The organism is Pseudomonas sp. CBS, assembly GCF_024734645.1.
Lineage (GTDB): Bacteria > Pseudomonadota > Gammaproteobacteria > Pseudomonadales > Pseudomonadaceae > Aquipseudomonas.
This window is the reverse complement of record NZ_CP102929.1, coordinates 6,525,460-6,537,726: the sequence shown is the minus strand read 5'-3', so window position 1 is coordinate 6,537,726 and position 12,267 is coordinate 6,525,460. Positions and strand designations below refer to the sequence as shown.

The window sequence follows — 12,267 nt, the reverse complement described above, 5'->3', positions numbered from 1 at the left end:
AACCGCTCCTGATAGCTCAGCGTAGGCTAAATCACCGCACTTGTTGCAAGTGTCCGTAAAGTTTGGCGTACAGGCCACCGTCAGCAATCAACTGCTGATGGTCGCCATCTTCGGCAATATGCCCGCCATCAAACACCAATACCCGATCCGCCTGTTTCACCGCCGACAGCCTGTGGGCGATGATCAAGGTGGTACGGCCACTGAGAAACCGCGCCAGCGCTTGGTGCAGGTTGTATTCGGTTGCCGCATCCAGGGCCGAGGTGGCTTCGTCGAGTATTACCACTTTTGGCTCCGCCAGCACCATGCGTGCAATGGCCAGGCGCTGACGCTGGCCGCCGGAGAAGCGTACGCCAGAGCGCCCGACCACGCTGTCCAGGCCCAACGGCAGCGCTCTGACAGTCGCATCCAGCTGGGCAATTTCCAGCGCCTGCCAGCAGGCCTGGTCACTGCGTTCGCGGCCCATGGTCAGGTTGGCGCGCACCGTGTCATTGAACAGCGCCGGGTGTTGCAGCACCACGGAGACATTCTCGCGAATCGTCTCCAGGCCGATTTCCTGCTGGGTCAAGCCACCAAAACGGATGCTGCCCGCCTGCGGCGTATATAGCCCGAGCAACAGTTGCACCAGGGTACTTTTGCCGCCGCCGCTGGCGCCGACAATCGCGACTTTTTCACCCGGGGCAATGTTCAGGTTCAACTGGTCGAGCACCAGTTCTTCGCCGTAGCCGAAATTCAGGCCACGCACCTCGATGCCGACGGTCTCACGCCCGGTAAACGGATCGGCACCGCCCGCGTATTGCGGTTCGTCGGCGCGAGCCAGCAGTTCGTTGATCCGCGTCAGCGCCCCGCCCGCCGCGTAGTAGGCGTATTGCAGGTTCAACAGCTGCTCCACCGGGCTGATCATGAACCACAGGTAACTGAACACCGCGAGCATCTGGCCGATGGACAGGTCGGAAAACAGCACCGTCAGCATCGCCGCCGCGCGGAAGATGTCGATACCGAACTGGAACAGCAAGCCACTGGCGCGGCTGGAGGCGTCGCTTTTCCACTGGGAATTGACGGCAAAGTCCCGCACTTCCTGGGCGCGCTGGCCCAGGCGCCCAAGGAAAAAGCCCTGGCGGTTGCCGGCGCGCACTTCCTGGATCGCATCAAGGGTTTCGGTGAGGGCCTGGGTGAACCGCGAGGTGCTGTCGTTTTCCAGCTTCTTCAGGTGCTTGACCCGTTTGCCCAACTGCACCGTGGCGTAGATCACCAGCGGGTTGAACAGCAGGATCAACAGCGCCAGCTTCCAGTGCATCCACATCAGGATCCCGGAGGTGCCCACCAGCGTGAGCATCGCCACCAGGAATCGGCTGAGGGTCTCGCCGACGAATTTGTCCACCGTGTCCAGGTCGGTGACCAGGTGCGTGGTCACCGTGCCGCTACCCAGGCTTTCGTATTCGCTGAGGGAAATGCGCTTGAGGCGCTCGATCAGCCGTACGCGAATGCGATAGACAATGTCCTTGGCCAGCCGCGCAAACAACCGCGCCTGCAACACGTTGAACACCAGGGCGCCGCAACGCAACAGCAAGGTCACCAGCAGCATCAGGCCGATATAGCCGGCGGCCTTCTGCCAACCCAGGGGCAGCGCGTGGTTCATCACTTTCAGTGCCGCATCGCCGTGGCCCAGCAGTACTTCGTCCACCAGCAACGGCAACAGCAACGGGATCGGCACGCTGCACAGGGTCGCCAGCACGGCGACGCCATTGGCGATCCACAGGGATTTTTTGTGATGCAGGGCCAGGCGGCGGACTTCCGCCCAGGTCAGCCGGTCGACGCGCTTGGGTTGTTCAACGGGATCGGGCTGATCATGCACAGGCAGCTCGCTCCAGCCAGCGACTCAGCAGCGGCGACAACTCGGACAGCGGCTGATAGCCGTTGGTCAGCAGCGCCAACTGCCCATTACGCTCCGCCAGCAAAGTCGGGAACCCGGCGATGCCCAAATCCTGAACCCAGGTGAAATCCGCCGCGGTGGCCGCGTGCTGATCGGCCCGGTCGAAGGCTTCGGCGAATTCGATACGCGGCACGCCGGCCGTCTCGGCCAACTCCACCAGCACATCGGCGCGGGTCACGTCGCGCCCTTCGACGTAAAACGCCTGCTGGATCAGGCCCAGCAGTTTCCACGCGCAATCCGGCGCCAGGCTGCGGGCCGTGACCACCGCGCGGCAAGCCGGCTCGGTGTCGTAGACAAATCCGTCAGGCAACGCGCCCTCCCGCTTGAACGGCTGGCCGGTGGCGTCGGTGACCGCCTGCCAGTGCTCAAGAATGTAGCGCCGGGTGGTCGGCTCCAGCGCTGCGCCACTGCCGGTGCGCAGACCGCCCACCACCAGGTGCAGCTCCACGCCTGCGGCCTGGGCCTGCTCAACCAGCGCCTTGGCCACTGGAGCGAACCCCCAGCACCATGAACACATCGGATCCATTACATAGAGCAGGCGTGCAGACATGGCTCAGGCCTCGGAGGATGGGGATTGCTTGTAGTTGTAGCCAATCGGGTGCGGCAGGTTGCGGGCCTTGGCCAGTTCAATCTGCTTCTGCCGGTCGATCGCGCTGCGACGGGTCTTCTCGGAAAGCTTATCCCAGCAATGCGGGCAACTGATGCCGGCCACATAGTGTTCGGATGCACGGTCTTCGACGCTGACGGGTGTGCGGCAGGCATGACATTGATCGTAGTCGCCTTCGCTCAAGTCGTGGCGCACGGTCACACGATTGTCGAACACAAAGCAGTCGCCCTGCCATTTGGTTTCTTCCTGCGGCACCTCTTCAAGGTACTTCAGGATGCCGCCCTTGAGGTGGTACACCTCGTCAAACCCTTCGCTGAGCATATAGCTCGAGGCTTTTTCGCAACGAATGCCGCCGGTGCAGAACATGGCGACTTTCTTGTGCTTGGCCGGGTCGAAGTTGGCTTTGATGTAGTCGGGAAATTCGCGAAAGCTGGTGGTTTTCGGGTCGATCGCGCCTTCAAAGGTGCCGATGGACACTTCGTAGTCGTTGCGGGTATCGATCAGCAGCACTTCCGGGTCGCTGATCAGTGCATTCCAGTCTTGCGGATTGACGTAGGTGCCGACTTTTTTGTTCGGGTCGACGCCTTCGACGCCCAGGGTCACGATCTCTTTCTTGAGCTTGACCTTGGTGCGGTAGAACGGCTGCTCGTCGCAGTACGACTCTTTGTGGTCGATGTCGTCCATGCGTGGGTCGTTCTTGAGCCAGGCCATCAAGCCATCGATGCCTTCGCGGCTACCGGAAACGGTGCCGTTGATGCCTTCTTCGGCGATCAGCAGGGTGCCTTTGATGCCGTTGTCGACCATCGCCTGCAGCAGTGGCTCGCGCAGGGCGACGTAATCTTCGAGGGTGACGAACTTATACAGTGCCGCCACGACAATCGGTTGAGTCATGGGTGTTCTCTCCAGGTGGCTACCCTCGTAAAGGGTGAACCGGATGCAAAAAAAACGCGCCGACTAAGCGGCGCGTTGCGGATTCTATCAGGGATAAACCGTTAACTGTAGGAGCGAGCTTGCTCGCGAAGGACGTCAACGGTGACGCGGAACACCTGAAACCCAACGGCGCTCTCAGGTTTTTCGCGAGCGAGCTCGCTCCTACAGGGGAGTTCAGTCGATACCCATCAATGTCCGCCGGCGCAGGTCGGCGAGGCCGGGGCTGCGTCGATTTTCGCCCATTCTTCAGGCGTGTAGGTATGCAGCGCCAACGCATGGAATTCGCTCATCAGGTCACCCAGGGTGGCATAGACCTTCTGGTGGCGCTTGACGCGGTTGAGCCCCTCGAACTGCTGGCTGACCAGCACGGCCTTGAAGTGGGTCTGCAACCCACGGCTGTGCATATGGCTTTCATCCAGCACGCTCAAGTGTTCCGGGCTCAGGGCGACGAGTGCCGATTCGATACGCTGTTGCATGGTCATTCCTGTTTACTTCTTCTTGGCCGGGGCTGGGGCTTTTGGCGTCAGCTCGTTGGTCATGTCTTCCAGCAGCTTGTTCACCACAGGTACCGCGCTTTCCAGCTTGGCCTGGGTCATCTGGGCCGATTGCTGGGTCAGCTGAGGCATTTTTTCCAGGACTTTCTTACCCAATGGCGACTGGTAGAACGCAACCAGGTCCTTGAGCTCGGATTCGCTGAAGTTACTGGTGTACAGCTTGATCATGTCCGGCTTGAGCTTGTTCCAACCAATGGCCTGGTCCAGGGCAGTGTTGGCCTTGGCCTGGTAGGTGTCCAGAACGGTTTGCTTGGAAGCAGGCGCCTTGGTCTGCTCGAAACGCTGAGCGAACATTTGTTGCACTTGCATGTACACCGGGGTACCCAGCTTGTCGGCATGGGCCAGGGTAAGGAAGGCTTCGGCACTGGCGTTGTGGCTGGCGGTATCGGCAAAAACCTGGCCGCTGGCACATACCAGAGCAACCGCGGTACAGATGGCACGAAGACGAGTCATCGAGTTTCCTTTTCTAGCAGGCGAGGTAAGACCCCAAGGGCGCCCATTCTGCGCCTAAAAAACGCCGCGGCTCAACCCCACGCCTTATGGGGCCTGGTTTTGCGGTACATAATCCGATGAAAAGTCTTTAATGGAACCCTCAAGGTCCATCACGGCCTAAACTGCGCAAACGAACCTGAAGGAGTGTGCCCGATGAGCCGTATCGAAACCGACAGCCTGGGAGAAGTGCAAGTCCCGGATGACGCTTACTGGGGTGCGCAGACCCAACGCTCGCTGGTGAACTTCGCCATCGGCGACCAGCGCATGCCCCTGGCTGTGCTGCACGCCCTGGCCCTGATCAAGAAGGCTGCGGCCCGGGTCAACGACCGCAATGGCGACCTGCCCGCCGACATCGCCCGGCTGATCGAACAAGCCGCTGACGAAGTGCTCGCTGGCGAACACGATGACCAGTTCCCCCTGGTGGTGTGGCAGACCGGCAGCGGCACCCAGAGCAACATGAACGCCAACGAAGTGATCGCCGGTCGCGCCAACGAGCTGGCGGGCAAGCCCCGTGGCGGCAAGAGCCCGGTTCACCCCAATGATCACGTGAACCGCTCCCAGAGCTCCAACGACTGCTTCCCCACCGCCATGAGCATCGCTGCTGTGCAGGCGGTCACCGAGAAGCTGTTACCGGCCATCCGTGAACTGTCCGGCGGCCTGGCAGAGTTGTCGGCGCGCCACATGAAGCTGGTGAAAACCGGCCGCACCCACATGATGGACGCCACGCCGATTACCTTCGGCCAGGAAGTTTCAGCCTTTATAGCGCAACTGGATTACGCCGAACGCGCGATCCGCAGCGCCCTGCCCGCCGTCTGCGAACTGGCCCAGGGCGGCACCGCCGTCGGCACCGGGCTCAACTCGCCTCACGGTTTTGGCGAAGCGATTGCCGCGGAATTGGCCGCACTGTCGGGCCTGCCGTTTGTCACCGCACCGAACAAATTCGCCGCGCTGTCCGGCCATGAGCCGTTGACCACCTTGCACGGCGCCCTGAAAACCCTGGCCGTGGCCCTGATGAAAATCGCCAACGACCTGCGCCTGCTGGGCTCCGGCCCGCGTGCCGGGCTGGCGGAAGTCAAGTTGCCGGCGAATGAACCGGGCAGTTCGATCATGCCCGGCAAGGTCAACCCGACCCAGTGCGAAGCCCTGTCGATGCTGGCCTGCCAGGTGCTGGGCAACGACGTGACCATCGGTTTCGCCGCCAGCCAGGGCCATTTGCAGCTGAACGTGTACAAGCCGGTGATCATCCACAACCTGCTGGAGTCGATCCGCCTGCTGGCTGACGGTTGCAGCAACTTCCAGGAGCACTGCATCGCCGGCCTCGAACCCGACGCCGGACAAATGGCCGCGCACCTTGAGCGTGGCCTGATGCTGGTGACTGCGCTGAACCCGCACATCGGCTACGACAAGTCCGCCGAGATTGCCAAGAAGGCTTATGCCGAAGGGCTGACCTTACGGGAAGCGGCGCTCGAGCTGGGCTATCTCACGGATGAAGAGTTCGACCAGTGGGTGCGCCCGGAAAACATGCTGGAAGCCGGTCATTAAGACGCCAACCGCGTACGCCGGGCCTTGAGCCCGGCGAACAACGATGGCGCCAGCGCCACCGTTGCGGAACCCAGCACCACCAGCACGGCCCCGCCGTAGCCGAGGGCATTGATGTCTTCGGCGTGCACGTAGTCGGGCCACATCCACGCCGCCACGGCCACCGCGACGAAGGTCACCAATGGCGTCAGCGCCAGGGTGGCGCTGACGCGCGAGGCTTCCCAGTGGGCCAGGGCTTCGGCGAATGCGCCGTAGGCAATCAGGGTATTGAAACAGCAGGCCAGCAGCAGCCAGCCTTGCAGCGGGCTCAGTTGCAGCGCTTCCATCGGGTGCGCCCAGGGCGTCAGCAAGAGCGCACAGCACAGGTAGATCACCATCATCACCTGCAACGAATTCCACACGGTCAACAACTGCTTCTGGCCCAGGGCGTAGAAGGTCCAGATGGTGGTGGCCAGGAGGATCGTCAGTACGCCGGCGGTGTAGCTGCCCAGGGAGGTCAGCAGTTCGGTCAGGCGCTGGTTGAAGAACAGGCCGAAGCCGATGATCAGTACCAGCAGGCCCACGCCCTGGCCGAGGCTGAAACGTTCCTTGAACACGAAGACGCTGGCGATCATCAGGAAGATCGGGCCCACCTGCACCACCAGTTGCGCGGTGCCGGGGCTTAGCAGTTTCAGGCCGACGAGGTAGAGCACGTAGTTGCCCATCAGGCCGCACACGGCGATTGCTACCAGCCAGCCGCCTTTGGAGCCAAGGGAGCGCCAACTGGGCAGGCGTCTGACTGCCGCGAGGTAGACGAACAGGCAACTGCCGGAGACCACCAGGCGAAACCAGGTGACGGTGACGGGGTCCATCACCTGCAAGACCTGTTTGAGTTTGATCGGCAGAATGCCCCAGAGCAGCGCGGTCAGCAGGGCCAGGGATAAACCGTAGACCCAACGGCCTGATGAGATGTGCATGAATGCCCCGAATGCCTGAGGTGGAGGAGGTGCATTCTAGGGGGACGCGGGGGGTGGGTGTATATCCGTTTTTTGGGTGATGGCTTGTATGGGTTCCGCTCTTACAGCGGGTCACTTTTGAAAGGAGCCCAAAAGTAACCAAAAGGCTCTTGCCCCACCACTCGGCACCTCGCCTGGGCTCGGTGTGCCCTCACTCCGGCTTTGGACCGTGGGCCGCCGCGATGGGCCATCCTTGGCCCAGCGCGGCTAACCCGGCGTCCTGCCGGGTTACCCACGCTCCAAAGCCTGCGCTCGGCCAGCGTGGTTTAACGGGGCGCCTAAGATCAAGATCAAAAGCAAAAGCACAGCGGCCTACCGGCCGGCTTGAGTGTTTAGAAACCAAATCAAAAGCTAAAGCGGGCACGGTCCAAATGTGGGAGCGGGCTTGCTCGCGAAGGTCGTTAACGATGACGCTGGCATTCTGGATGAACGCGGCGGTCTCAGGTTTTTCGCGAGCAAGCCCGCTCCCACAGAAAAGCAGATCTGTTTTCGCTCTGGCTTTTGATCTGGCTTTTAACACTCAAGCCGGCCGGGAGGCCGCTGTGCTTTTGATCTTGATCTGACTGCCCCAATAAGCCCGAGGCCGAACGCAGGTATTGCGGAGCGGGTAAACCGGCAGGACGCCGGTTTAGCCGCGCCGGGCCATGGATGGCCCGTCGCGGCGGCCCGCGGAGCAATGCCGGAGTGAGGGAACGCCGGAGTGAGGGAACGCCGAGCCACAGCGAGGCGCCGACAGGCGGGGCAGAGCCCTTTGCTTACTTTGGGGCTTTTCCAAAGTGAGCCGCTGTAAGAGCCATCCCTTTCAAGGTCTTGGTTTAAAATCCCCTAACCAATCCAGTCAGGACGACGAAACTATGTGGGAAAAGGTTTTAGAACGGTTTGAAAAACAGGCGCCGGCCAGCGTCATGACCAAGTTGATATTAGAGCAGGCAGTAGATGCCGCTTGGGTTGACAAGGTGTTCGATGATCACCGCCAACGGCAGTACTCACGTGAGCTTTTGTTTTCAACCGTTGTTGAGCTGATGTCCCTTGTTTCATTGGGCTTGAGGCCGTCGTTACACGCGGCGGCGCGCAAGATGGAGGGCCTTTCGGTCAGTGTTTCGGCACTCTATGACAAGATCAAGCGAACCGAACCCGAGCTGCTTCGCGCCCTCATTTCGGGCAGTGCCGAGCGTTTGATACCGACCGTCGAAACGCTCGGCCATTCATCGATCCTGCCTGGCTGGCAGTTGCGTATTGTGGATGGCAACCACTTGCCGGCCACTGAAAAACGTCTAGGCGCTCTGCGCAATGAGCGCGGCGCAGCGCGCCCAGGATTTTCAGTAGTTGCCTACGATCCGGACCTGGATTTAGTCGTTGATCTTCAGCCGTGGGAAGATGCCTACGCCAGTGAGCGAGTCAGTGTTTTACCGCTGCTGGCCCGCGCATGCGCGGGCCAGTTGTGGATGGCTGACCGGCTCTATTGCACGCTGCCCGTCCTGCAAGCCTGCGAGGACACGGGGGCTTCGTTCATCGTTCGCCAACCCAGCAAGCATCCACGCCTGGTCCAGGAAAGTGAGTGGCAAGACTCAGGGACGGTCGATAGCGGAACCGTTCGCGAACAAATCATCGAAGTGAAGGGTGGCCGCCGCTGGCGACGTGTTGAGTTGAGCCTGCAAACGGCGAATGACTCAGGTGATTTGGTGATGTGGTTCTGGAGCAATTTGCCCGACACCATCGGTGCCCGGCAGATAGCCGATTTATACCGTCATCGCTGGAGTATCGAGGGAATGTTTCAGCGCCTTGAGTCGGTACTGGACAGTGAAATTACAGGCCTTGGCAGCCCGAAAGCCGCGCTATTGGGCTTTGCCTCGGCGGTCCTGGCTTACAACGTTTTGTCGGTTCTCAAGCGTAGCGTTGAGCAGGCGCACCGCGAAACGCAGCCAGAGGGTTGGGAGGTTTCGATTTTCCATTTGGCGGTGCATGTTCGCAGTGATTATCAAGGCTTGCAGATCGCATTGCCTGCGGAAAATTTCCCTCTTGAAAAGACTCCGCAAGGGCTGGCAGAGCGATTGCTGGCCCTGGCAAGGATGATCAAACCTAAGTCCGTAGCAAAAAGCCCTCGTGGCCCCAAAGTAGCCAAGCCCAAGGAGTGGCTGGAAGGTAAGGCGGCACGGGCGCATGTCTCAACAGCTAGGGTGCTTAAGGCGGCTAAGTTGGATAAACGTACTTAAACACGGCCTTAAACGGGCTTTTAAACGCAGACCTTGAAAGGGATGGCTGTAAGAGCGAAACCATAAGCCGCCGTTACCTAAATAACGGATATGCCCCCCAACCTACCGCACCGCCTCAAACAACCCAGTAGCCCCCATCCCCCCCCCAACGCACATAGTGACAATGCCGTAACGCAACTGACGCCGCTGCAACTCACGCACCAGATGCCCCACCTGCCGCGACCCCGTCATCCCAAACGGGTGCCCGATGGAAATCGACCCACCGTTGACGTTGTACTTGGCGCTATCAATTTCCAGCCGATTACGCGCATACAGACACTGCGAAGCAAACGCCTCATTCAGTTCCCACAAATCAATATCCGCTACCGCCAGCCCGCGAGCCTTGAGCAACTTGGGCACCGAAAACACCGGCCCAATCCCCATCTCATCCGGCTCACACCCCGCCACCGTAAACCCGCGAAAAAACGCCTTAGGCTTCAGCCCCAGTTCCAGCGCTTTCTCCAGGCTCATCACCAGTGTCATGGAAGCCCCATCAGACAACTGCGACGAATTCCCCGCCGTCACCGACCCATCCTCGGCAAACACCGGCTTCAACCCCGCAAGACTGGCCAAGGTCGTATCCGGACGATTGCAGTCATCACGGTCCACCACCCCATCCAACACCTGCACCGCGCCGGTGTTCTTGTCCTCAACCTTATACTTCACCGCCATCGGCACGATTTCATCATCAAACAACCCGTCAGCCTGGGCCTGAGCCGTACGCTGCTGGCTTTGCAGCGCATACAGATCCTGCTCTTCACGACTCACGTGATACCGCCGCGCAACAATTTCCGCGGTCTGCCCCATAGGGAAATAAATACCCGGCACCTGCTCCTTGAGCAACGGATTGATCAGGTTATCGGTGTTCACACTTTTCATGGTCAAGCTGATGGATTCAACCCCGCCGGCCACGATGATGTCGCTGCAACCGGAAGCAATCTGGTTGGCCGCAATGGCGATTGCCTGCAAGCCCGAGGAACAGAAACGGTTAAGGGTCATGCCCGCCGTACCGGTGCCCAGTTGCGACAACACCGCCACATTGCGGCCAATGTTGTAGCCCTGGGCACCTTCGTTGGAGCCGGCACCGACGATGCAATCCTCGACTGTGGCCGGGTCGATGCCGTTGCGGGTCAGCAGCGCGTTGACGCAATGGGCAGCCATGTCATCGGGGCGGGTCTGGTTGAACTTGCCGCGAAAGGACTTGGCCAGGCCGGTTCGCACGCTGTCGACGATCACTACTTCACGCATGGGCTACCTCTATTGTTGGGGTTGTTGAGAGATGGATCGAGCATAGATCCCGCCCTCTTCAACCGCGACAATCATTCATCCCGCGTATGCAAAAGCATGGCGTTACTTCTTCTTGCCCTTCTTGTCATGCTTGTCTGTCTTGTCGAACGCCTCCTCTAGCGCCCGGTTGATGGTGCGCAACACCTTCACCCGCGCCCAGCGCTTGTCGTTGGCTTCAACCAGCGTCCACGGCGCAATCTCGGTGCTGGTGCGGTCCACCATGTCACCCACCGCCGCCCGGTAGTCGTCCCACTTCTCGCGGTTACGCCAGTCGTCCTCGGTGATCTTGAAGCGTTTGAACGGGATTTCCTCGCGGGCCTGGAACCGCTCCAGCTGCGTCTGCTTGTCGATCGCCAGCCAGAACTTGACCACGATCACCCCGGCGTCGCGCAGTTGCTCTTCGAAGTCGTTGATCTCGCCATAGGCGCGCATCCAGTCCGTCGGCGTGCAGAAGCCTTCGATGCGCTCCACCAGCACCCGGCCGTACCAGGAGCGGTCGAACACGGTGAACATGCCCCGCGCCGGAATTTTCTGCCAGAACCGCCACAGGTAAGGCTGGGCGCGTTCGTCTTCGCTGGGCGCGGCAATCGGCACAATGTGGTACTGCCGGGGGTCGAGGGCGGCCGCCACGCGGCGGATCGCGCCGCCCTTGCCCGCCGCGTCGTTGCCCTCGAATACCGTCACCAACGCGTGCTTGCGCATGCGCTTGTCACGCATCAGCCCGGAGAACCGCGCCTGCTCGGTAATCAGTTGTTCTTCGTAATCGTCCTTTTCAAGGCTCAGGCTCATGTCCAGGCTGTTCAGCAAGCTCATCTGGTCAACCGCCGACGGCAGCGGCGCCGGGTTCATGCCGCTGGGTTTAGCCTTGGACACTTTCAACGCATTTTGCAGGCCTTCCAGCAGGATCTTGCCAACGGTCAGCCCACGGTAATGCGCATCGACACCTTCGATCACGTACCAGGGCGCATAGTCACGGCTGGTGCGGCGCAGGATCCGCTCACCGAAATGCACAAACTTGTCGTAGGTCTTTGACTGCTGCCAGTCCAGCGGGCTGATGCGCCAGCTGTGCAGCGGGTCGTCCTGCAAGGCCTTGAGCCGGGATTTCATTTGCTTCTTGGAGAGGTGAAACCAGAACTTGAAGATCAGCGCGCCTTCGTCACACAGCATCTTTTCCAGGCGCTCGGCACCGGCGATGGCCTGGTCGAGCCGCGCATCCTTGATCTCGCCATGGACGCGACTCTGCAGCATCTGGCTGTACCAGTTACCAAAAAAGACCCCCATGCGACCTTTCGCCGGCAGCTGGCGCCAGTAGCGCCAGGCCGGCGGGCGGGCCAGCTCTTCGTCGGTCTGCTGGTCGAAGGTGCGTACTTCGATCAGGCGCGGGTCCATCCATTCATTCAGCAATTTGACGGTTTCGCCCTTGCCGGCGCCTTCGATGCCATTGATCAGGATGATCACCGGGAAGCGCTTCTGCTGGTGCAGTTCGTACTGCACTTCCAGCAGCGCTTCGCGCAAGGCCGGCACTTCGGCGTCGTAGGTGTCTTTGTCGATGGCGTGACCGATTTCGGCAGATTCGAACATGGGCGGCTCCGTTCCAGAATGAGGCAAGACTAGCGGATTGGACGGTGCAGCGCCGGAGGAAATTCCACACCCGGTTGTCATGGATCAATGACACCCCTGT

Annotated in this window: 10 protein-coding genes; 2 read left to right on the top strand and 8 right to left on the bottom strand. The window is 60.6% G+C overall.

Features of this window, described 5'->3' with window-relative positions:
• Window positions 1-31: 31 nt before the first annotated feature.
• The 5 genes from NVB75_RS29875 to NVB75_RS29850 form a co-directional block, all read right to left on the bottom strand.
• Window positions 32-1,852 (bottom strand): ABC transporter ATP-binding protein, encoded by a 1,821-nt coding sequence (locus NVB75_RS29875; protein ID WP_017476197.1) that lies wholly within the window; start codon window positions 1,850-1,852, stop codon window positions 32-34.
• Window positions 1,845-2,480: a DsbA family protein gene (locus NVB75_RS29870; RefSeq protein ID WP_076014457.1), complete on the bottom strand. Its 636-nt coding sequence runs from the start codon at window positions 2,478-2,480 to the stop codon at window positions 1,845-1,847. The genes NVB75_RS29875 and NVB75_RS29870 overlap by 8 nt, the downstream gene beginning before the upstream one ends.
• 3 nt (window positions 2,481-2,483) lie before the next feature.
• Window positions 2,484-3,428, bottom strand: a complete 945-nt coding sequence (locus NVB75_RS29865) for a rhodanese-related sulfurtransferase (RefSeq protein WP_258344579.1) — start codon at window positions 3,426-3,428, stop codon at window positions 2,484-2,486.
• Between the two features lie 227 nt (window positions 3,429-3,655).
• The gene (locus NVB75_RS29855; protein WP_003216739.1) at window positions 3,656-3,949 is read right to left on the bottom strand and encodes a BolA family transcriptional regulator; all 294 of its coding nucleotides are present in this window, start codon (window positions 3,947-3,949) and stop codon (window positions 3,656-3,658) included.
• A 6-nt stretch (window positions 3,950-3,955) separates the two neighbouring features.
• Window positions 3,956-4,474 carry a DUF2059 domain-containing protein gene (locus tag NVB75_RS29850; protein ID WP_017476194.1) on the bottom strand — a complete coding sequence of 173 codons (519 nt, stop codon included), beginning with the start codon at window positions 4,472-4,474 and terminating at the stop codon, window positions 3,956-3,958.
• Window positions 4,475-4,666: 192 nt separating this feature from the next.
• Between NVB75_RS29850 and NVB75_RS29845 the strand changes: the two genes are divergently transcribed.
• Window positions 4,667-6,055, top strand: a complete 1,389-nt coding sequence (locus NVB75_RS29845) for a class II fumarate hydratase (RefSeq protein WP_258344578.1) — start codon at window positions 4,667-4,669, stop codon at window positions 6,053-6,055.
• Here the strand turns inward: NVB75_RS29845 and NVB75_RS29840 are convergent.
• Entirely contained in the window at window positions 6,052-7,008 is a 957-nt protein-coding gene (locus NVB75_RS29840) for a DMT family transporter (RefSeq protein WP_258344577.1), read from the bottom strand. The two genes, NVB75_RS29845 and NVB75_RS29840, sit on opposite strands and share 4 nt — an antisense overlap.
• Before the next feature lie 944 nt (window positions 7,009-7,952).
• Between NVB75_RS29840 and NVB75_RS29835 the strand changes: the two genes are divergently transcribed.
• The gene (locus NVB75_RS29835) at window positions 7,953-9,260 is read left to right on the top strand and encodes an IS4 family transposase (protein WP_258348781.1); all 1,308 of its coding nucleotides are present in this window, start codon (window positions 7,953-7,955) and stop codon (window positions 9,258-9,260) included.
• Between the two features lie 102 nt (window positions 9,261-9,362).
• Here the strand turns inward: NVB75_RS29835 and NVB75_RS29830 are convergent, their stop codons facing one another.
• Entirely contained in the window at window positions 9,363-10,547 is a 1,185-nt protein-coding gene (locus NVB75_RS29830) for a thiolase family protein (RefSeq protein WP_258344576.1), read from the bottom strand.
• A gap of 102 nt (window positions 10,548-10,649) precedes the next feature.
• Window positions 10,650-12,167 carry a polyphosphate:AMP phosphotransferase gene (gene pap / locus NVB75_RS29825; RefSeq protein ID WP_258344575.1) on the bottom strand — a complete coding sequence of 506 codons (1,518 nt, stop codon included), beginning with the start codon at window positions 12,165-12,167 and terminating at the stop codon, window positions 10,650-10,652.
• Between the last annotated feature and the right edge of the window lie 100 nt (window positions 12,168-12,267).